Annotated in this window: 19 protein-coding genes; 10 read left to right on the top strand and 9 right to left on the bottom strand. The window is 61.9% G+C overall.

Going from position 1 to position 21,770, the window contains the following annotated elements:
• Positions 1–6: 6 nt before the first annotated feature.
• From ANTHELSMS3_RS16390 to purC, 6 genes are all read right to left on the bottom strand, one after another.
• Positions 7–1,767 (bottom strand): sensor histidine kinase, encoded by a 1,761-nt coding sequence (locus ANTHELSMS3_RS16390; RefSeq protein WP_094035807.1) that lies wholly within the window; start codon positions 1,765–1,767, stop codon positions 7–9.
• Positions 1,768–1,814: 47 nt separating this feature from the next.
• A complete protein-coding gene (gene purQ, locus ANTHELSMS3_RS16385) occupies positions 1,815–2,480 on the bottom strand; it encodes a phosphoribosylformylglycinamidine synthase subunit PurQ (protein ID WP_094035806.1) in 666 nt (221 codons plus the stop codon).
• A gap of 127 nt (positions 2,481–2,607) precedes the next feature.
• The gene (gene purS / locus ANTHELSMS3_RS16380; RefSeq protein ID WP_094035805.1) at positions 2,608–2,838 is read right to left on the bottom strand and encodes a phosphoribosylformylglycinamidine synthase subunit PurS; all 231 of its coding nucleotides are present in this window, start codon (positions 2,836–2,838) and stop codon (positions 2,608–2,610) included.
• Between the two features lie 113 nt (positions 2,839–2,951).
• A complete protein-coding gene (locus ANTHELSMS3_RS16375; protein ID WP_198319827.1) occupies positions 2,952–6,227 on the bottom strand; it encodes a right-handed parallel beta-helix repeat-containing protein in 3,276 nt (1,091 codons plus the stop codon).
• A gap of 219 nt (positions 6,228–6,446) precedes the next feature.
• The gene (locus tag ANTHELSMS3_RS16370) at positions 6,447–9,050 is read right to left on the bottom strand and encodes a S1 family peptidase (RefSeq protein ID WP_094035803.1); all 2,604 of its coding nucleotides are present in this window, start codon (positions 9,048–9,050) and stop codon (positions 6,447–6,449) included.
• A 160-nt stretch (positions 9,051–9,210) separates the two neighbouring features.
• Complete coding sequence (gene purC, locus ANTHELSMS3_RS16365; protein ID WP_094035802.1) at positions 9,211–9,972, bottom strand: phosphoribosylaminoimidazolesuccinocarboxamide synthase; 762 nt, start codon at positions 9,970–9,972, stop codon at positions 9,211–9,213.
• 221 nt (positions 9,973–10,193) lie between these two features.
• On the opposite strand from purC, the gene ANTHELSMS3_RS16360 reads away from it, so the two are divergent.
• From ANTHELSMS3_RS16360 to ANTHELSMS3_RS16315, 10 genes are all read left to right on the top strand, one after another.
• Positions 10,194–10,508, top strand: a complete 315-nt coding sequence (locus ANTHELSMS3_RS16360; RefSeq protein WP_094035801.1) for a DUF1476 domain-containing protein — start codon at positions 10,194–10,196, stop codon at positions 10,506–10,508.
• A 238-nt stretch (positions 10,509–10,746) separates the two neighbouring features.
• Entirely contained in the window at positions 10,747–11,610 is an 864-nt protein-coding gene (locus tag ANTHELSMS3_RS16355; RefSeq protein ID WP_094035800.1) for a DMT family transporter, read from the top strand.
• 172 nt (positions 11,611–11,782) lie between these two features.
• Complete coding sequence (locus tag ANTHELSMS3_RS16350; RefSeq protein WP_094035799.1) at positions 11,783–13,063, top strand: outer membrane protein transport protein; 1,281 nt, start codon at positions 11,783–11,785, stop codon at positions 13,061–13,063.
• Positions 13,064–13,193: 130 nt separating this feature from the next.
• Entirely contained in the window at positions 13,194–14,099 is a 906-nt protein-coding gene (locus ANTHELSMS3_RS16345) for a DMT family transporter (RefSeq protein ID WP_094035798.1), read from the top strand.
• A gap of 57 nt (positions 14,100–14,156) precedes the next feature.
• Positions 14,157–15,014, top strand: a complete 858-nt coding sequence (locus ANTHELSMS3_RS16340; RefSeq protein ID WP_094035797.1) for an ATPase — start codon at positions 14,157–14,159, stop codon at positions 15,012–15,014.
• Between the two features lie 76 nt (positions 15,015–15,090).
• Positions 15,091–16,017: a homoserine O-succinyltransferase gene (locus ANTHELSMS3_RS16335; protein WP_094035796.1), complete on the top strand. Its 927-nt coding sequence runs from the start codon at positions 15,091–15,093 to the stop codon at positions 16,015–16,017.
• A 34-nt stretch (positions 16,018–16,051) separates the two neighbouring features.
• Complete coding sequence (locus tag ANTHELSMS3_RS16330; protein WP_094035795.1) at positions 16,052–17,011, top strand: alpha/beta fold hydrolase; 960 nt, start codon at positions 16,052–16,054, stop codon at positions 17,009–17,011.
• Positions 17,012–17,089: 78 nt separating this feature from the next.
• Positions 17,090–17,959, top strand: coding sequence for a polyphosphate kinase 2 (ppk2, locus tag ANTHELSMS3_RS16325; protein WP_094035794.1), 870 nt, complete (start codon positions 17,090–17,092; stop codon positions 17,957–17,959).
• 19 nt (positions 17,960–17,978) lie between these two features.
• On the top strand, positions 17,979–18,599 hold the full coding sequence (locus ANTHELSMS3_RS16320; protein ID WP_094037188.1) for a TetR/AcrR family transcriptional regulator: 621 nt from the start codon (positions 17,979–17,981) through the stop codon (positions 18,597–18,599).
• A 59-nt stretch (positions 18,600–18,658) separates the two neighbouring features.
• Positions 18,659–19,519 carry a hypothetical protein gene (locus ANTHELSMS3_RS16315; RefSeq protein WP_094035793.1) on the top strand — a complete coding sequence of 287 codons (861 nt, stop codon included), beginning with the start codon at positions 18,659–18,661 and terminating at the stop codon, positions 19,517–19,519.
• On the opposite strand, the gene ANTHELSMS3_RS16310 is transcribed toward ANTHELSMS3_RS16315, so the two are convergent.
• From ANTHELSMS3_RS16310 to rplM, 3 genes are all read right to left on the bottom strand, one after another.
• Entirely contained in the window at positions 19,460–20,566 is a 1,107-nt protein-coding gene (locus ANTHELSMS3_RS16310) for a glycosyltransferase family 2 protein (RefSeq protein ID WP_094035792.1), read from the bottom strand. The genes ANTHELSMS3_RS16315 and ANTHELSMS3_RS16310 overlap by 60 nt on opposite strands.
• Before the next feature lie 133 nt (positions 20,567–20,699).
• Positions 20,700–21,188 (bottom strand): 30S ribosomal protein S9, encoded by a 489-nt coding sequence (gene rpsI / locus ANTHELSMS3_RS16305; protein WP_094035791.1) that lies wholly within the window; start codon positions 21,186–21,188, stop codon positions 20,700–20,702.
• Complete coding sequence (rplM, locus tag ANTHELSMS3_RS16300) at positions 21,188–21,652, bottom strand: 50S ribosomal protein L13 (RefSeq protein WP_094037187.1); 465 nt, start codon at positions 21,650–21,652, stop codon at positions 21,188–21,190. Before rplM ends, rpsI begins: the two co-directional genes overlap by 1 nt.
• Positions 21,653–21,770: the final 118 nt, after the last annotated feature.

Genomic DNA, 21,770 nt, shown 5'->3' with positions numbered 1-21,770 from the left:
GCACGTTTACTCCGCTGCTTCTGTGGATTCGTTCAGGACGGGCAGTTGCATCTCAAAGACGGCGCCGCCGTCCTCGCCGTTGCGTGCGGTCAATCGCCCGCCCAGTTCCGATACGATACCCGATGAGATGGCAAGCCCAAGGCCCACGCCATCACCGGGCAGTTTGGTTGTGTAAAAGGGTTCAAAGAGCGCATCCAGTTCCTCGATCCCGGTTCCATTGTCGCGCACGGTCAGAGTGGCGGTTTCCCCGGCGGCGAGGATGATCTCGACCTGCGGGTCGTCCACCGACTTGGTGGCGTCAAGCGCATTGCGCAAGAGGTTGACCAGAACCTGTTCGATCCGCATCCGGTCGCCCATGACGCGCACAGGGCCGTCGGGCAGGATCTTGGTGATCTTGACGCGGCGCGATTTCAGCTGTGGTTCCATCATCGCAAGGGATGAGGCCAGCGCCTCTGACATGTCGACCGGGCTGAGCTGTTCCTGCCCTTTGCGGGCAAAACTCTTCAGTTGGCGGGTGATGGCGCCCATGCGTTCGATCAGGTCGTCGATGCGGTGAAAGGCGGACAGCGCCTCATCCGGGCGGTTGCGGCGCAACAGCAGGCGCGCGCCCGCCAGATAGGTTTTCATCGCCGCCAGCGGTTGGTTCAATTCGTGGCTGACAGCAGCGGACATTTCCCCAAGCGCGGCCAGTTTTGACGACTGCGCCAGCGATTGTTCGGCCACGGCGAGGTTTTTCTGAACCCGCTCTCGTTCGGCGATTTCGCGGCTGAGGCGGGCGTTCAGGGCGCGCAGTTCGGTGGCGTCACGCTGAAACAACGCCATGCGCAGCGCCGATTGGCGCGACAGGGCGTAGAACACCAGCGCCGCCAACAGGGCAAAGCCCATGATCTCCAGCGCCAGCACCGCGTTCACCCGTTCGCGCACCGAGGTGTAGGTGGTGAAGGTGGTCAGGGTCCAGTTCTGGAACAGGATCTTGCCGTCGATGCGCATCACCGCCTCGCCGCGCAGATAGGCGTCGGCCTGTTGGGCGGTCCAATCGGCGGTGGCGCGGATGGCGCGTTCGATGGCGCCCTCAGCGGGTTGGCGTTGCAGCGCCTCTTTCAGTTCCAGACCGCGCCAGCGCGGTTCGGTTGACAGGATGATCTTGCCTTCGGAATTGGTGACGATGACGGCGTCGGTGATGCGGGCCCAATCGCCTTCGAACTTGGCAAGGTCGACCTCGACCATGATCACGCCGACGGTTTCGCCACCGCTGTCCATGCGACGGGCATAAGTAAAGCTGTAGTTCCCGGCCTCTTGCGCCAGCGCGGTAAAGACCGTGGTGTTAGAGCGCAGGGCGTCAAAGAAATAGGCCGCCTCGCGGTGGGATTCGCCCAGGCGGTTGCGATCGGTGGCGGCAACAGCGCGGCCGTCACGGTCCAGCAACATCAGCGAGGCGGCCCCGATTTCATCCGCGAATGAGATCAGCCGCTGCGAGCTTTGCGAAAAATCCTGTGAGTTGAGTGCAGAGATCAGCGCGGGATCACGCGCCAGCAGTTGCGGCACAATGGCGTTGCGGCGGATTTCGGACAGCAGGTTGCCGGAATACAGCGCAAGACGCAGCTCCGCGCGGTTGCGCGTTGTCTCTGTAAAGCGTTCGGTCAGCAGCCAGTTTGTGATCCAGACCGTGCCCACCGCGGTCAGCAGCAGCAGGACAAGCGCAATGCGCGCACGGCCCGAAAACGGTCCGGCGCGACGCAGACCAGATCTTGAGCCACTTGTTGCCATATCGTACAGAATAGGCCGCGCGGGGCCGACCCTCAAGGCGGGTCAGATCAGGCGGTGGTCAGGGCCTCGGTCAGATGGGCGAAAAGGCGCGCACCATCCTCATTGCCATGCGCGGTTTCGCTCGCGCGTTCGGGGTGCGGCATCATGCCCAGCACCCGGCGGTTGGCCGACAGCACCCCCGCGATGTCCCGAGCCGACCCGTTGGGATTGTCGGTATAGCGAAAGGCGACGCGGTCTTCGGCCTCGAGCAGGTCCAGCGTGGACTGATCGGCGAAGTAGTTGCCGTCATGGTGCGCGATTGGCAGGGCGATTTCGGTGCCAGTGCCGTAGCGCTCGGTATAGACCGAGCCCGCCTCGGCGCGCAGGCCGATGGTGCGGCAGATGTATTTCAGACCGGCGTTGCGCAGCAGCGCGCCGGGCAGCAGGCCGGTTTCGGTCAGCACCTGAAAACCGTTACAGATGCCCAGCACATAGCCGCCGCGATCCGCATGCGCCTTGACCGCCCCGACGATGGGCGCATTGGCCGCAATCGCCCCACAGCGCAGATAGTCGCCAAAGGAAAACCCGCCGGGGATGCCGACGATGTCGATTCCGTCCGGCAGAGACGTGTCCTTGTGCCAGACCATATCGACCTGCAAACCGGCCTGTTCAAAGGCGCGGGCCAGATCGCGGTCGCAATTGGACCCGGGAAACACGATGACGGCTGCTTTCATGGGTTCACTCCATCGGGCTGGCGGATGCGCCCTGCCCTAACGGCCTTTGGCCGCTACGGCAAGACATTGGCGGTTATCGAACAACAGGAACGCCCCGGTTCCGCGCGTCCCACAACAGGACACCGGATCAGAGCGTTTCGATGCGGTAGCTCTCGATCACTGTATTGGCGAGCAGCTTTTCGCACATCTCACCAATCTTGTCCTCGGATGTTCCGTCGGCCAGATCCATCTCGATGACCTTGCCCTGACGGACGGACCCGACGCCGTCGAACCCCAGCGCCCCAAGTGCATGGCGCACGGCCTCGCCTTGGGGGTCGAGAACCCCGTCCTTGAGCATCACATGCACGCGCACTTTCATGATCGTCCCCTTGGTTGCCTGCGGCGCAGGAAACGCATCGCGCGCGGGAATGCAAGCGCAAAGAAAAACGCCGCCCCCGAAGGGACGGCGTCACAGCCTGCCTTGTGGCCTGCTTATTCCTTGTTGCCGCGGCGGATCACGTTGCCGGCGTCGGCCTCAATCCGGAAGGTGCCAGCGGTGTTGCCCGTGAGATCGTTGTTCTCATAGGTGCCGCCGCCGCCTTCGCGGACGCGGATCGCCTCGTACACGTTCTTCGAGATCGTGTTGGAGCGAACAATTGGCGTGGACGCGCCCTTGACCGAAAGCCCGTAGAAGGCGTTGCGGAAGATCTCGTTGTTTTCGATCACGCCCTTGCCGCCGTCGTGAACGTACATGCCGGACTGCTGTCCGTCGCGCACGATGTTGTCATAGACCGACGGGTTGGCGTTGGTCTTGATCTCGATCCCGGCGTAGGTGTTGCCAAAGATCTCGTTGGCGGTGATGCGCGAGATGGCACCATCGGATGTCATGATCCCGCCCTGCAGGCCATCGCGGATCGTGTTGCCGGTGATCAGCGGATTGTCGGCCGCCTTCACCTCGATACCCGACAGAGCGTTGTTGTAGATGGTATTGCCTTCGAAATGGCCTTTGCCACCCTCGTTGATGAAGATACCAGAGCCGCCGCCATCACGGATCGTGTTGCTGGTGACATAGGGGTCTGCACCTTCTTTGACTTCAAGAGCTGCGAGGCTGTTGCCGTAGATCTCGTTGCCTTCGATGGTGGCCCGGCCGCCCTCGAACATGAAGATACCGCCCTGCGCGCCGTCGTGGATGGTGTTGCGGCGGATGGTGGCATCGTTGTTGTCGCGGATGGCCAACACAGCCAGCCCCTTGGAGCTGAGGATGCTGTCCTCGATGATCACCGATCCAGCGGCGATGTGGACGTTGAAGTACTTGCCACCGTCCTGAAGGATGGTCATCCGGGCAATCCGACCCGAGTCCGCTGTCCAGCGCACCGCGTTGTCTTCGGCCACTTTGAGAACGATGTCAGACACCGGACCGACCCCGACGATTTCCAGCGGCTTCGACACGTCGAGGCCACGGGTGTAGGTGCCGGGATAGACCTCGATCCGGGTGTCGGGATCAGCGGCGGCCACGGCGTCGGCCAGTTCACGGTAGTCACCGCCACCAGTTGCCTTGACCGTCAGGACGTTGACGCTCAGATCCGGTTTGGGCGTGGTTGTGACCTGCCCCGGCACTTCGATGTTGCCGACGCGGATCACGTTGCCGGCGTCGGCCTCGATGCGGAAGGTGCCCGCGGTGTTGCCCGACAGGTCGTTGCGCTCATAGGTGCCGCCGCCGCCTTCGCGGACGCGGATCGCCTCATAGATGTTGCCGGCGATGGTGTTCGAGCGCACGACAGGGTTGGAGTCCCCCTTGACCGAAATCCCGTAAAAGGCGTTGCGGATGATCTGGTTGTTCTCGATCACACCTTTGCCGCCTTCGTGGATGTAGATGCCCGACTGCTGTCCGTCGCGCAGGATGTTGTCGTAGACCTGCGGATCGGCACCGGTCTTGATCTCGATCGAGGCATAGGCGTTGCCGTAGATCTCGTTCTTGGTGATGCGCGACATCGCCGCGTCAGAGGTCATGATACCGCCCTGCTGGCCGTCACGGATGGTGTTGCCAGAGATCAGCGGGTTGTCAGCGGCCTTCACCTCGATGCCGGACAGGGCGTTGTTGAAGACGATATTGCCCTCATACCGGCCCTTGCCGCCTTCGTTGATGAAGATCCCCGAGCCACCGCCATCACGCAGGGTGTTGCCGGTCACGACAGGGTCTGACCCTTCTTTGACTTCCAGCGCGGCAAGGGAGTTGCCGAAGATGGTGTTGCCTTCGATCAGCGCCTTGCCGGCCTCGAACATGAAGATACCGCCCTGCGCGCCGTCACGGATCGTGTTGCGGCGGATGGTGGCGCCGGTGTTGTCGCGGATGGCCAGCACAGCCAGTCCTTTGGAGGTCAGGTCGCTGTCTTCGATGATCACGGATCCAGCGGCGATGTGGACGTTGAAGAATTTGCCGCCGTCCTGATGGATCGACATGTTGGCGATGCGCCCGCTTTCGGCGGTCCAGCGCACGGCGTTGTCCTCTGCCACCTTCAGCACGATGTCACGCTTGTTGCCGACGCCGACGATTTCCAGTCGCTTCGACACGTCGAGGCCACGGGTGTAGGTGCCGGGGTAAACCTCGATCCGGGTGCCCGGATCGGCTGCCGCGACGGCGTCCGCCAGTTCGGAATAGTCGCCGCCCGAGGATTTGACCGTCAGGACCGGCCCGCCGTGTTCCTTGGGTTTGACGACGACGGTGGTGTCCGGCTTGACCGGGACACTGCATTCGCGTTCGATGATGCGTTGCGCCATCGAGGCAAAGGTGTGATCGCCGCAATCGGCGGCATAGGCCTCATACCCGGCGCAGCCCAGAATCTTGGCCTCGGCCCACATGGCCGAACAGGCGTTGACCTGCGGTTGCGGTTTCGGGTCAGGCTTGGGCGTGGTGCCGCCGTTGACCACCGGACCGGTCGAGGCCTTGAGCACCCGGCTTTGCGGCAGGATGCGGGTCATCGGGATCGCCATGTTAAAGCCGGAGCGGCTGTCGCCCGCGTGGTGCAGGCCGACGACGCGCTTGTCGGACAGGCGAATGACCGGCGAGCCGGAGTTGCCGCCCAGCGTGTCACAGCTGTGCATCAACTTGCCTTCGGCCGAGATGGCGGGGTTGGCGGCGGCACAGCCTTCGCGGCTGATGTGCATGGCCTGACCCTGCGGGTGGCCGATGATCCAGAGGAATTCGCTGTCTTCGGGATCTTCCTCGGCCAGTTCCAGCATGCCGTATTTGGTCGACGGATTACCGAAAACGCGCAGGACGGTGTAGTCCAACTCGCGATTGGTTTCGATGATCTGCGGGCTGACGGTATAGCGATCAACCCCTTCCGAGCTGCCGGGCTTGATGAAACCGGCCACAAATTGGGCCGCCTGCACGCCGCTGTCACGGCCGGTGGGATCACCGTCCATGCCGGGGATGCAGTGGTGATTGGTCAGGATGTGTTGATCATCGACGATGAAGGCCGTGCAGAACGCGGTCTTGCCGTTGGTGAACAGCATGTCCAGACGCCCGATGGGCCGGCCCAGTTTGATGATCGGGCTGGTTTCGCCGTATTTGATGATCGGCTCGTTTTGGTAATCTCCAAAGGCCTGTTCAAAGACCAGACCATCGCCGCCAGCGGACTGGCGCGGCTGAATGATGATTTTTCCGAAATCCGTTGGATCGAACTCGGCCGGAGCAGTTTGTGCAGCGGCTTGGCCGCCGACGACTGCCCCTGCGCAAAGTGCAAGTGCTGAGAAGAGTGAACGCATGACAATGTCCCCGTTGGCAAGAATACTGTTGGAGCGTACCGTGAGCGGGCCCCCGCCGCCAAGTAAAGAATTCCTTGCCTTTCGGACAGAAATGGCACGGATAGCGCGGGTTTCCGGACACATTTGTGCTTTTTTCCACAATGGAAACAGTTGCCGCACCGATGGCGCAGGGCACAGGGTGGGTCTTGGCCGGTCACTGTTAGTTGATCAGCTAGGTGATCAGCGTCCCGCGGCGGCGACCAACCGTTCCAGCGCGCGCCGGGTCGTCGGGCCAAAAGCACCGTCGACGTCGCGGTCCGACAGATAGCCGCGCGCCACCAATTCCTGCTGGATAGCCCTTGTGGTCCCGCCCGGCAGCTTGTGCAGCTGTGTGATCGGATGTGCATAGCCGTCGGCGATGGACTCGACCAGCAACGCACCGGCCCGCGCGTGATCCACGCGCACCGCGCGCCCGAGGCTATAGTAGACCCCCAACGAGAACTTGCCCTGCGGATAGCCTGCATTGGTCGTCTCTTGGTACAGTGCGAGCGCCTTGCCATAGTCCTGACGGACACCCAGCCCGCTGTTGTAGACCACGCCTAGCGAATAGCGCGCCGGAACGAACCCCTCCATGCGCGGATTCTGCAGGATGCGCAGCGCCTCGTTGTAGCGTTTGCGGTCGATCAGCGCGCGGGCCATCCCGTAATACACCGCCGGGTCGTCGCTGACCTTGCGCGCGGCGCTACAGGCCAGTTCCGCCGCGCCAACATTGAAATCGTCGCGCGAGACCCCGGCGATGCCTTCGACCGCGAACATCGGCATCGCGACCTCCAGACATTGGGTCACGATCGCCGGGCGCGCGGTGGTGGATTCCGCCGTGGCGCGCAGCGCTGCTGCCTTTACCTCGGTTTCGGCGAATTGCTCGCGGGCGCTGGCAAGGCGGGTCGACACCTGCGTCAGCCAATTCTCTGTCAGGTCCGCGGTGCCCTCGATCCGTAAAAGCGCCGTGGTCACGTCGGAGTCAGTCTTGGCGTCCGGCAACGCCGCGTGGGCGGCTGCGATGGTATCGGCAAAGCGTTGCATCCCGTCAACACGACTTTTCATCCTCAACGACTCACCCGACAGTCCACGCGCCAGCGCCTCCCACAGGGCGGCGATGTCGGCGCTGGCCGGGCCGCCCTCTGCCGTGGCGGCGGTGGCCTGTGCATAAGCGTCGCGGATCAGGGTTTCATGCACGGCATAATGTTCCAGAGCCTCGCGGCTGAAACGGCGGCTGTCGGTCAGATGCAGTTCCGCGGTGGCCTGTGCCTGCTGAATCGCGCGGCGCAGGGCCAATGTCGCTGCAGTGTCGCCCTGCCCCCTGACCGCGTCCTGCAACAGCACGATCACAGTTGCCTCTCCTTCGGTAAACAGTTTGTCGACGACACTCTTGCGCGCCACGACAAAGGCGAGCTGTTCACGGCTGGACTCTGACAGGGTTGCGGCGCGTTTGCTGGCCGAGTCCACCTCTGCCTGCGTTGTCGCGCCGCGTAGCGTTTCGATCAACCGGTCCATGTCTTCCAGCAGGCGCGGCATCGCGTCTGCCCGGCCCTTGGCCTCTGTCAACGATGCCTCGATCTGGTCCGCAACTCCGCGCCAGAGGCCCGCCACCTCAGCGCTGCCCGGCTTGGCAGAGGTTTCCGCGTCCCCTGCCCGCGCCCGCGCGCGGGTCAGCGTGCCCTGCAGGCTGCGCAGCGCGCGATCTGCGGCTGCCCCTTCCTTTGAGATTTCGGCGCGCTGCTGTTCAGCGGCCTCCAGCCCCTTGGCGATCTCTGCCTTCAGGCGGTCCTGGGCCGGGTCCGGCAGACCGACAGGCGGCGTGGTGACGACATCGGCCTTGCAAGAGCGATCCGCCAACCCGCGCGCCAGCGGCGCAAGAACGTGATCGCCGCATTGATCGAGAAAGGTCTGATAGCCGATGCAGCCATGCTGCTCTGCCGCGCCCCACAGCACCTCACAGGCCCCTTGGGCGACCGGCGGCGGCGCAATCGGACCGGCGGGTGCCGCGGCCTTGAGGATCTTGCTTTCGGCCAGAATGCGTTTCATCGGGATGGCAAAATTGAATCCGGTACGGCTGTCGCCCGCATGGTGCAGCGCCACAACCTGCCGGTCGGAAATGCGAAACACCGGAGAGCCGGAGTTGCCGCCCAGCGTATCGCAGCTGTGCACCACCTTGCCCTCTGTCGAGACCGGCGGATCGGCGGCGGCACAGCCCTCACGGCTGATGTGCTGCGCCTGTCCCTGCGGATGGCCGATGATCCAGAGGAATTCAGAGCTTTCGGGGTCAGCATCGGCCAGTTCGACCTTGCCATAGCGCGCCGACGGGTCGCCAAATACGCGCAGAACGGAATAATCCAGCGGTCCGCTGGTTTCCAACGCTTGCAGTTGAACCTGAAACTTTTCAGCGGTGTCGGGGTGGGCCGCATCGACATAGCCCGCCACAAATTGCGCCGCCTGCACGCCGGGGTCACCGACTCCGGGGATGCAGTGGTTGTTGGTCACAAGGTGTTCGGCGTCGACGATAAAGGCGGTGCAATAGCCGGTTTTGCCGTTGCCATAGAGCACATCCAGCCGCCCGACCGGACGGCCAAGGCGGCGCGCAATGCTTTTCTCGCCATAAGAGATGACAGGTTCGTTTTGGTAGTCACCAAAGGCCTGTTCCAGCACAAAGCCGGTGCCTGCGGATTGCCGTTTGGCGACGACGATTTTGCCAAAGTCGGAGGGGTCAAATTCGACCGGCTGCGCGTGTAGCGGTAGGGCAAGGAGCGCCAAGGCAAACGAGGTCACAAGGGATCGGCGCATCATGGCAATCGCTCCGGGCAAAGGGCTTTGCCCGAGCTTACCCGGTCGGGTGACGTTGCGCCAAGTCCGGAATACATGTCCCGTTTGGGGGCCTTCAGGGACGGGCCTTCGCTGCGGCCCGCCCGAACTGGCGTGGCGACAGGCGCGCCGCGCCTGCCTGTCGTCAGTTGATCAGCTTGGGCTTTGCCATATGCGTGGCCTGTTTGGGCATGACACCCAGACGGCGCGCCACCTCTGTATAGGCATCCGCAAGGCTGCCCAGATCATGGCGGAACACGTCCTTGTCCAGCTTCTGCCCGGTCTCGATGTCCCAAAGGCGGCAACTGTCGGGCGAAATCTCATCCGCAACGATCAGGCGCTGATAGTCGCCATCATAAACGCGGCCCACTTCGATCTTGAAATCGACAAGGCGGATGCCGACGCCATACATCAGACCCGACATGTAATCGTTCACCCGCAGCGCCAGCGCCACGATGTCATCCATGTCCTGCTGGCTGGCCCAGCCAAAGGCACCGATGTGTTCCTCTGTCACCAGAGGATCGCCCAGCTTGTCGTCCTTGTAGCAGTATTCGACGATGGGACGCGGCAGGGCGGTGCCCTCTTCGATGCCCAGACGCTTGGACAGCGACCCGGCGGCGTAGTTGCGCACGATGATTTCCAGCGGGATGATTTCACAGGCGCGGACCAGTTGTTCGCGCATGTTGAGCCGTTTGATGAAATGCGTCGGCACGCCAATGCCGTTCAGACCGACCATGAAATATTCGCTCAGGCGGTTGTTCAGAACGCCCTTGCCCTCGATCACGTCTTTCTTTTCGGCGTTGAAGGCGGTCGCGTCATCCTTGAAGTACTGCACGATTGTGCCCGGCTCGGGGCCTTCGTAAAGGATCTTTGCCTTGCCTTCGTAGATTTTCTTGCGCCGTGCCATGAGGGCCCTTTCCCGGGAAACAACGAAACCGCGCCGAAGCGCGGTGTGCGATGCCATAAGCCATGGACCGCGTCGCTGCAAGTGACAGCCGGTCGCGTATCGGCAGCCCGATGCTGCGCGCGAAATGGATTCGATGCCGCAGGTCGCCTGCGCAGCCTTGCGAAGCGTCGCTTGGGTGGGCATATCATGCTCAAACCCATTTTCCCGAGGGAGCGAGATCAATGACCACCTTCGATGACCGCGAAAACGCGTTCGAGAACAAATATGCCCATGACGAGGAAATGAAATTCCGCGCCGAGGCCCGCGCCAACAAGCTGCTGGGCCTTTGGGCGGCCGAACTTCTGGGCAAGACCGGCGACGACGCCAACAGCTATGCCATCGAAGTCGTCAAGGCGGACTTCGAAGAAGCCGGCCACGAGGATGTGGTGCGCAAGGTTGTGGGCGATCTGGGCGACAAGGCCACGGCAGATGAGATCCGCTCCAAGCGCGCCGGTCTGCTGATTCTTGCCAAAGAGCAGATCATGAAAGAGGTCTGACCGGCCGCCACTATACCAAGGACATAGGCCGGCCCTCTGTGGTCGGCCTTTTTCATGGCGCCCTTCAACACCAGCCCGGCACCGGACCTGGCTTTTGTTCTTTTAGGGGCTTCTTCCTGGCGACGAATACTCTGGGGGGACGCCCGCAGGGCGGCGGGTGCAGCGCCCCTTTTCCACCACTGGACATTTGCAGATCGCTCTGAACAGATGCGCGGCGGAACGATCAGGACCAATTCCCATGCATGATACCCTGCGCGGCTGCCTCTGGATGACGGGCGCCATCGCCTCCTTTACCGTGATGGCCATTGCAGGACGCGCGGTCAGCCTGGATCTTGATACCTTCGAGATCATGCTGTTCCGGTCGATCATCGGGGTCGCCATCGTGGTCAGCGTCGCGGGACTGGCGGGCCGTCTGGGTGACATCACACGCCGCCGCATGGGCACGCATTTTGTGCGCAACATCTTTCACTTTTCGGGACAGAACCTGTGGTTCTATTCGATCACCGCCATCCCGCTGGCGCAGGTCTTTGCGCTGGAGTTCACCTCGCCGTTCTGGGTCATGGTGCTCAGCGCGCTGATCCTGTCCGAGCGGTTGACTCCGAACCGGGTCGCCGCTGCGCTTGTCGGATTTATCGGCATTCTGATCGTCACCCGCCCTTCGCCCGAGACGGCGCATATCGGTCAGTTGACCGCGGCGCTGGCGGCCATCGGCTTTGCCGGATCGGCGGTGTTTACCCGGCTGCTGACACGCACCGAAAACATCACCTGCATCCTGTTCTGGCTGACAGTCATGCAGGCGCTGTTCGGGCTGATCTGCGCCGGGATCGATGGAGATATCACCCTGCCGTCGACCGCCAGCATGCCTTGGGTGGCGCTGATTGCCTTTACCGGCCTGGTGGCGCATTTCTGCCTGACGACCGCCCTGTCGCTAGCCCCCGCGACGGTGGTCATGCCGATAGATTTCGCCCGCCTGCCGGTGATCGCGCTGGTTGGAGTCATGCTTTACGCCGAACCGCTGGACCCGCTGGTTCTGGTTGGAGCGCTGGTGATTTTTGGCGCGAATTACGCCAACATCTGGTTCGAGACCCGCAAACGCGTCTGATCCCAAAAGGTTAACGCGCCCCGGCCCTATCCTTATGGGCTGTTACAAAAACGTGACGCTACGTTGCGGGCGCACTAGCTGACGTCCCGTCAAAGATTGACCCATTCCCGAATTGCCCAGTAGCGTTTTTGACAGGAGACACCCCACGCTCTGGGGATGAGGGATAGTAAAAATGAAAAACATGTTTGTGGGGGCCAGTGTGCTGGCCTTGACCACCGGAACGGCCTTTGCCGCCGGTCTGGATCGCTCTGGTCAGAGCGTGTCGTCCATTTTCGCAGAGGACGGCACAGCCGCCCTGACCTTTGGGCTGGTAACACCCTCTGTGACTGGCACAGATGCCGCCGGAGCCAGATATGATGTGGCCAAGCGTTATTCTCAGACCGGCCTGACATTCACCAACTCGGTCAATGAACGGTTTAACTGGTCTATCATCGCAGACAAGCCCTATGGCGTCGATGTCGATTACAACGCCGATCCGCTGACCTCGGCGCTTGGCGGCACCAAGGCGGATCTCAACAGCAATGCGCTGACCATCGTCGGCCGTTACAAGATCACCGACCGGATCAGCGTCTTCGGCGGGATCGGTGCACAAAGCATCGATGCCGACGTGTCGCTGAACGGCCAGGCCTACGCGGGGGCCATCGCGACCGCAGGCGTCGCCGCAACGGTTCCGGGGCTTGATTCCTCCGTTCTGGGCGCTGCCCTGCGGGGCGATGTCGCTGCGGCCACCCTGATCGACACCACCTATGGCGCGGGCACCACCGCGGCCTTGGGCGGCGCGGTTGCCGGGGTCGTGGGCGGTTTCAACGCCACCGGCGGCTATGCCTTTCGGATGAAGGAATCGACAAGCCCGAACTACCTGATCGGCGCGGCCTATGAGATCCCTGATATCGCGCTGCGTGTCGCGGGCACCTACCGGTTCGAATCCAAGCATAGCGCAACCATCAGCGAGGATCTGCTGGGCACCACCTTTGACAGCACCACGCCTGGCTATAATGACCAGATCAGCTATGTGTCTCCGCAAAGTTTCAATCTGGAACTTCAGACCGGGGTTGCGCCGGGCACTCTGGTGACCGCGTCGTATCGCTGGACAGAGTTTTCAGCAGTGGACATCATCCCGACACGGTTGGGCAGTGACCTTGTGAATCTGGACGACGCGCACCGCTTTACTCTGGGTGTTGCCAAGCGGTTCAATGATCGTTTCGCGGGATCGGTGACGGTCAGCTATGAACCGCCCACCGGCAACAAGACCGTGTCGCCGCTGGGCCCAACGGACGGCCTTAAGGGGATTTCCTTTGGCGGTCAGTTCACCGACGGGCCAATCAAGATTTCCGGCGGGATCAACTATTCCTGGCTGGGGGATGCGGATGCCGGTGTTGCCGGGATCAAGGCGGCCGAATTCCGTGACAACCATGCCGTCGGCATCGGTTTCAAGGCTGAAATGACCTTTTGACGCGCGGCCCATCAGGCATAGCGACAGGGACACGCCCGGAGCCACAAGGTTCCGGGCGTTTTTCTTTTTGCTGCACTGAAACCGCAATTTCCGGATCGCCTGACATGCCTGCACCGGCTACCCGTTTTACATGACACAGACATCCCTTTCCCCCCGCGCCTGGATTGAATTGATCCTGCTCAGCCTGATCTGGGGCGGCTCGTTTCTGGCGATCCGCACCGCACTGGATGAGATCGGACCGCTGACCTCTGTCCTGTTTCGCACTGGCATCGCCGCTGCTGTCCTCTGGCCGCTGATCCTGTTGCGCGGCATTCCCTTGCCCAAGGGGCGGCGGGTCTGGATCAGTCTGTTCGCGATGGGACTGCTGAACAACGCCATTCCGTTTTCGTTGATGGCGTGGGGGCAGTTGCACATTCCAACCGGGCTGACCTCTATCCTGAATGCAACAACGGCGATCTTTGGCGTGGTTGTGGCGGCGATGGTCTTTGCGGACGAACGGCTTACGCCGCGCAAGGCGCTGGGTGTCGGGCTGGGCTTTGCCGGGGTCGTGACGGCAATCGGGCCGTCGGCACTGTTGACGCTGGACCTGACCTCTACCGCGCAATTGGCTGTAATCGCCGGGACATTGTCATACGCCTGCGCCGGGGCATGGGCGCGTGTCCGGCTGGGTGGTCTGGCGCCGCTGTCTGCCGCTGCCGGGATGTTGACCTGTTCCACGGTGATCATGCTGCCGGTGACGCTGTTGGCCGAGGGCGCACCGTCGCTGGCGCTTGCCCCGGCCACATGGGTTGGCATTCTTTACTATGCGCTGATCGCCACGGCGCTGGCCTATCTGTTGTATTACCGCGTGTTGGCGATGGCCGGGTCTGGCAACCTGTTGCTGGTCACGCTGCTGATCCCGCCCACGGCGATTTTCCTGGGTGCTATGGTGCGGGGTGAAGAGTTGCACTCTGGTGCCTATGCGGGGCTGGCGCTGCTGGCACTGGGCCTCAGCGTGCTGGACGGTCGGCTGTACACGCGCAAGGTGAGGGTTTGACGGCATCCGCCACGGGGATTACTTCGGGCGGAAACCTCTGTCAGCGAAAGATCAACGATGCTGTATCCCAATGCCCGCGCCTGGCGCGATGCGCCGCAAAAACGTGTGGTTCTCTTTGCCATGTCGGGCCTGGGCAAGACCCATGTGTCGAACCTGCTGCGCGGTTCGGGCGGCTGGTTTCACTATTCGATCGATTACCGCATCGGCACCCGCTACATGGGCGAGTACATCGTCGACAACGCCAAGCGGCACGCGATGCAGGTGCCGTTCCTGCGCGATCTGCTGATGACGGATTCGATCTACATCGGGTCGAACATCTCGTTCCACAACCTGACCCCGGTGTCGACCTATCTGGGTAAACCCGGCGATCCCGCCAAGGGCGGCCTGCCGATGGCCGAATACCGTCGCCGTCAGGCCCAGTTTGAGCGCGCCGAACGGCAGGCACTGCTGGACACGGAATACTTTATCTCTCGCGCCGAAGACCTTTATGGCTATCCGCATTTTATCTGCGACACCGGCGGCAGCATCTGTGAATGGGTGGACCCCGATGACCAACAGGACGAGATCCTGACCGCGCTGAGCCAGCAGGCGTTGATGGTCTGGGTGCGCGGGACCGAGGCCCACACCGATGAACTGATCCGCCGCTTTGACAAGGCACCGAAACCGATGGCCTATCGCCCGGACTTTCTGGCCGCTGGTTGGGACGCCTATCTGGAGGAGACCGGCCTGACCGGGGACAAGGTTGACCCGGATGCCTTTATCCGCTGGACCTATGCCCGCGCGCTGGCGCACCGCCAGCCGCTGTACGAAGGCATGGCGCGGAACTGGGGCGTCACCGTCGAGGCCGAAGACATGGCGCGCGTCCAGAATGAGGCGGATTTCACCGACCTGATCGCCAACGCCCTGCCCGACTAGGTCTGCGTCCGCACGCGCCTTGTCCCTCTCCCGCCGATCCCCTATCTGAATGCCTCTTCGCAATAGGACCCCTGACATGCCCATTAAGCTGCCCTCCGACCTGCCAGCCTTTGACGTGCTCACGCGTGAAGGGGTCATGGTTATGGCCGAAGAGCACGCCGCTCGTCAGGATATTCGCCCGCTGCGCATCGGGTTGCTGAACCTGATGCCGAAGAAGATCCAGACAGAAAACCAGTTCTGTCGGCTGATCGGGGCGACCCCGCTACAGATTGAACTGTCTCTGATCCGGATGACCGAGCATCAGGCCAAGAATACCGCCGCCGAACACATGGAAAACTTCTATCGCCCGTTTTCGGACGTGGCAGACAGCGGTGAAAAATTTGACGGGCTGATCATCACCGGCGCGCCCATCGAACACCTGCCGTTCGAGGAAGTCACCTATTGGGATGAACTGACACAGGTCTTTGACTGGACCCAAACCCATGTGCAATCCACCTTTGGCGTCTGCTGGGGCGGCATGGCGATGATCAACCATTTCCACGGAGTCCAGAAACATCTGCTGGACGCCAAGGCCTTTGGCGCGGTGCGCCACCAGAACCTAGCGCCTGCCTCTCCCTACCTGCGGGGCTTTTCCGACGACATGGTGATCCCTGTGTCTCGCTGGACCGAAATCCACCGCGATGAGGTGATCGCCGCCGGTCTGCCGATCCTGATCGATTCCACCGAAACCGGCCCCTGCCTGATCGAAGACCCGAGCCACCGCGCGCTCTATATCTTCAACCATCTGGAGTACGACAGCGGCACGCTCAAGGAAGAGTATGATCGCGATATAGAGAGCGGCACACCGATCAACGTGCCGGCCAATTACTATCCGAACGACAACCCTGCCCTGCCCCCCCAGAACCGCTGGCGTAGCCACGCGCACCTGCTTTACGGCAACTGGATCAACGAGATCTACCAGTCGACCCCGTTTGAGCTATCCTCCATTGGGACGGCCCGCTGACAGGCAGACGGATAGGACAAGAACGGTGCTGCGCATGATCGGAACGATTCTTATCGCGTCGCTGGTGGGCGGTGGCGCATTGGTGCATTGGCGTGCGGGTACGCGTGAGGCCGCAGCGTTAGAACGCTGGCCCGCGGTGGGGGCCTTTGTGACGGTGGACGGCGTGCCGATCCACTATGTTCAAACCGGCAACGGCCCGGATGTGGTGCTGTTGCACGGGGCCAGCGGTAACCTGCGCGACTTTACCTTCGACCTCGTCGACAAACTGGCACAGGACTACCGTGTGACGGTCTTTGACCGGCCCGGATTGGGCCACAGCGGACGCCGGGCCGAGCATCGCGGCGCGTTCAACACCGATGCGGAAACGCCGCAAGATCAGGCCGCCTTGCTGGCGTCGGCGGCGGTGCAACTGGGGGTCCGCAATCCGATTGTCGTCGGCCATTCCTTTGGCGGCGCGGTCGCCATGGCCTGGGGGCTGGACCACGACGCAGCGGCTCTTGTCACGCTGGGGGGCGCGATCATGCCGTGGCCCGGTAAGCTGGATTTCCAGTACCGGCTGCTGGGCAATGCGGTGGGCGGTGCGCTGGCCGCGCCAATCGTGACCGCGCTTATCGACCCGATGCGCACACGCGACGCGGTCGAGGGCATCTTTGCCCCGCAATCCATGCCCGAGGGCTATCTGACCCATGTCGGCCCCGGTCTCAGCCTGCAGCGGCATGTGATCCGCGCCAACGGACGACAGGTGTACCACCTGCGAGCTGCGCTGACCGAGATGTCAGCGCGCTATGCAACGCTGAGCCTGCCAGTGGAATTGCTGCACGGCACCGCTGACACGACCGTGGGGTTTGACATTCACGCGGTGGCAGCCGCAGATTTGCTGCCCGATGCCAACCTGACCGCGCTGGAGGACGTTGGCCACATGCCACAACACGCCCGCCCGGGCGCGGTGATAGAGGCGATCCACCGCGCCGCCACCCGCGCCGGACTGCGCTAGGCCATTCGGCTCGAAGCGTTTGCGTTAATCTGCTTAACATCCCATAGTGCCGGTCACTTAGACGGACGGAGACCCCCTATGACGCTCCTTTTCGACGGCGCGATTTCCAACTTCTTTCAGAACGACGCGCCGAAATCGGTGCGTGAGGCGATCACCCGCGCCGACAAGGATGACATCATCGACACCGGCTATCCCTATAGCGAAGGGATGAAGACCAAAGCCTACGACAAAGAGATGGAGCGGCTGCAGATCGAACTGATCAAGATGCAGGCCTGGGCAAAGGAATCCGGCGCACGGGTCGTGTTGGTGTTCGAAGGCCGCGATGCTGCCGGCAAGGGCGGCACGATCAAACGATTCCGCATGAACCTGAATCCGCGCGGCGCGCGTGTGGTGGCATTGGGCAAACCGTCGGACCACGAAGCGACGCAATGGTATTTCCAGCGCTACATCGACCACCTGCCCGCCGCGGGCGAAATCGTGTTTTTCGACCGCTCGTGGTACAACCGCGGCGTCGTCGAGCATGTCTTTGGCTTTTGCGACAATGACCAGCGAGAACATTTTTTCAATCAGGTGCCCGACTTCGAAAAGATGCTGGTGGATGAGGGAATCCACCTGTTCAAGTTCTGGCTCAACGTCGGCCGCGCCGAACAGTTGCGGCGCTTTCTCAAACGCGAAAGCGATCCGCTAAAGCAGTGGAAGCTTAGCAACATTGACGTCGAGGGGCTGGCCCTGTGGGATTCCTATTCAACGGCTATTCAGGAAACGCTGGCCCGCAGCCACACCAGTGTTGCACCTTGGACAGTGGTCCGTTCGGACGACAAGAAGCGCGCGCGCCTAGCCGCCATTCGCTACATTTTGACCCATCTCGACTATACCCGCAAAGACCCCAAGGCGATCGGAACCGTCGACCCCAAGATCCTCGGCGGACCAGAGATTTGGGCGGCCTGAGGGCCGCACGCGTGCGATGATGATCAAGAAACGCGGATATCACCACGGCAACCTGCGCCAGGCGCTGGTCGATGCCGCGCTGAAGCTGATCGAGGAAAAAGGCCCCACCGGCTTTACCTTGTCAGAGGCGGCCAAACAGGCGGGCGTGACGCCTGCCGCCGTCTACCGACATTTTTCCGGACGTGAGGATCTGATCGCCGAGGCCGCGCTGCAAGGCTATGAGATCTTTGCCGATGTCATGGAATATGCCTATGAAAAGGGCCAACCGTCCGATCTCGCCGCGTTCGAGGCCACGGGCCGCGCCTATCTGGCCTTTGCACGCAAATACCCCGGCCACTACATCGCAATGTTCGAATCCGGTATCTCGGTCAACCATTCCTCTGAATTGGCCGCGGTGTCCGCGCGGGCGCGCGGTGTGCTGGAAAAGGCTGCCGAACGGCTCTCGCAGCATATCCCGCCGGAAAAGCGTCCGCCGCCAGCGATGTTTTCCGCCCATATCTGGGCCTTGTCGCACGGGGTTGTCGAACTGTTCGCGCGCAATTCACCCGGCAGTCAGGCGCCCTTTCCGCCCGAGGATCTGCTGGAAACCGGGATCGGCGTCTACCTGCGCGGACTGGGCCTGTTGCCTGCGGACAAATGAGCCGCGACCCCGCAGCCGCAATAGGCTAGAACCCATCTGACAGAGACGATGGAGCAACCATGACCAAGACCTTCTTTCTGGGCCTGGGCGGACAGAAATGCGGATCGTCCTGGATTCAGGCCTATCTGGCGCGCCAACCGGGGTCCGATTTCGGACGCTTGGGTGAGTATCAGACTTGGGAACACCGACTTGGCGGCGTCTTTGCCCGTTACCGCACGCCTGAGCCGTCGTTTCTGGGCAAGCTGCGCGCCCGCACCAAGGTGGCCCTTGGCGCGCCTGAACCGGCCGCCCACCTGCGCTGGCGGTTACAGCGCTCCGAGAACGCCTATTTCGACTATTTCGCGGGGATTCTGGCCCAACCCGGCGTGACCCGCACCGGCGACATCACTCCGTCCTATTCGGCTTTGTCCCCAGAGATCCTGACCCGGATACGCGATGGGTTTGCGACCCGCGGCATCCCCGTCAAGGTCTTGTTCTCCATGCGAGATCCTGTGGACCGCCTGCGCTCGCACCTCCGGATGGAAATGGAAAAGGGCCGCCGCACGCAAAGCGCCGAAAACGATGCACCACTGACGGACTTTTACGCTAGCGAAGAAGCAGAGGCGCGTAGTCGCTATGACCTGACACTGGACGCCATCGAGGCCGTGTTTGCCCCCCAAAATTGCTTTGTGACCACGTTTGAAACCCTGTTCACCGCCAACGGTATCGCGGATCTGGCCCGCTTTGCCGATGTGCCGATTGACCCCCAAGCGGGGATGCGATCAGTCAACAGTCGCGCCAAGGGCACTGGTGTCTCCGAGGATCTTGAGGCTGAAATCGCCCGTCACTATGCCCCGGTCTACCGGGCCGTGGCCCAACGCTTACCCCAAATTTCCGAGGTCTGGCCCTCCGCTCGTTTCGCGCTGACCAGTCCAACCTGAGACCTCCACTTGCCAGCGCATGAGCCCACAGTCGATCAATTGCTGCGGCCCCTCATAAGCCACGGAATTGTCATCCAGAAACCCGTTCTCGACACCGCGCATCTTGTCCAGTAACTCCGCATAGTATCGGTACTTTGCGGCACCATTGGCATGCGCGCCCCATTCCGTCGCCCGCGCGATTTTATCCGCAAACTGCGCGGTAAAAACAAAATGCGCCACAGTCAGCAAAACCTCAGACGACGGCGGCAGATTGCCGTAATGCGATCCGGTCAAGCGGCTTTGTGAATCGCGGCGCACCAGCGGCGTCTTGTGCCGCGGAGATTTCTGAAACGCCTGCGCCTTCTTGTCTTTCGAAGACATCCAGACCCGCTGCCAGCCGCGACGAGTGACTTTAGGTTTGACGACAAACGCTTTGAAAAGACGAGATGTTTTTGATTTCCCCAACAACTCTGGCTGCGCACCGGCCCGCAAACGCACCAATGCCTCGCCTTGAAAATACGGATAGGCCGCGAGCAAATCCGAGAAGCTTTGCGGCAGCGCGCCCTCCAACCCCGATGCCGAGGCCGGAAAGAACTCCACTACAGAGGCCACAGCCGACGGCGCCCCCTCATCCGCCAACCGAGCGACCACCTCGCCAATAGACGCCACGCCCGGCGGCAAGATCAGGAATTCATCCGCATCCACATAGCCGACAAACGCACCGTCAAAGAACAAATGCGGCAGCGCGATCTTGAAATAGGTTCCGGTCCGTTCCTCACGCACCTCTCCATCAGGATCGCGATACCGCAACAACGCACCGAAACTGAGATCCGACCGCATGACCACGACATCCGGCTGCGCAGTCAGATACGCAGATGAACCATCGTCCGAGGCATCGTCCCAAATCAGAAACTGTTCAAACCCGATCGCGCGGTGATGCGCCAACCAGGCCGGCAGAAACCCCATCTCGTTCTTCATGGTCGAAAACAGCGTCAGCCGCGCAGGGTCCAAATCCCCCGACACAACCCGCGCCAGTTGCCCCGCATCCTCGATCCCGACGATGTCCATCCGCGCCCCCAGTTTCTTCTGTCTTCAAATATCCCGGGGGGCTTGCCGCAGGCAAGCGGGGCAGCGCCCCTTCCCACAAAACAAAAAAGAAGGGGCCCCAAAGGGCCCCTGCAATTGGATTGTCCGAAACGACTTAGCGCTTGGAGAACTGGAACGAACGACGCGCTTTGCGCTTACCGAACTTCTTACGTTCAACGACACGGCTGTCGCGGGTCAGGAAGCCTGCCGCCTTCAGCGCGCCGCGCAGGCTGGGATTGTACAGCTGCAGCGCCTTCGAGATGCCGTGCTTGACCGCACCGGCCTGACCGGTCAGGCCACCGCCCTTGACGGTTGCCATGACGTCGAATTCGCCTTCGACTCCGGCAACCTGCATCGGCTGGCGCAGGATCAGTTGCAGAACCGGACGTGCAAAGTACTTGTCCATGTCCTTGCCGTTCACCACGACCTTGCCGGAGCCCGGCTTGATCCAGACGCGAGCAACCGCGTCTTTCCGCTTGCCAGTGGCATAGGACCGGCCCAGTTCGTCACGAACCGGCTCACGCGGGGCCTCATCGAGGACAACCGCGGCATCGACGCCTGCTGCGGCGCCCAGCTCTTCGAGAGAGTTGATCTGATCAGCCATTATTTCGATACCCGGGTGTTCTTGGAGTTCTTTGATTTCACGTCCAGAACTTCGGGGTTCTGGGCATCGTGCGGATGCTCGGCGCTGGCGTAGATCCGCAGGTTGGTCAGCACCTGACGCGACAGGCGGTTGCCCGGCAGCATGCGCTTGACGGCCTGATAGACCACGCGCTCAGGGTGGGCACCCTCAAGGATCTGTGCCTTGGTGCGCGATTTGATCCCGCCGGGGTGGCCTGTGTGCCAGTAGAAGTTTTCGTCGCGCTTCTTGCCGGTCAGCTGAATCTTGTCCGCGTTCACGATGATGACATTGTCACCCATATCCATGTGAGGCGTGAAGGACGGTTTATGCTTGCCGCGCAGGCGCATGGCGACGATCGAGGCGAGGCGGCCGAGAACAACGCCTTCGGCGTCGATCACGATCCATTTCTTGTCGATGTCTGCCGGAGTTGCAGAGAAGGTTTTCATGACGATTCTTGTCCGTTCGATTGAGAAGGGCCAAGGCATCCGCCCCGGCCCGAAATCCGATTGCGCTGTTATACGCAGGCGAATTTTCCAGTCAAGGACGCAAATCTTGATTTAACTA

It is taken from the genome of Antarctobacter heliothermus (assembly GCF_002237555.1).
Taxonomy (GTDB): domain Bacteria; phylum Pseudomonadota; class Alphaproteobacteria; order Rhodobacterales; family Rhodobacteraceae; genus Antarctobacter; species Antarctobacter heliothermus_B.
Note: the sequence above shows the minus strand (reverse complement) of the source record. Positions and strands in the feature narration are given on the sequence as shown.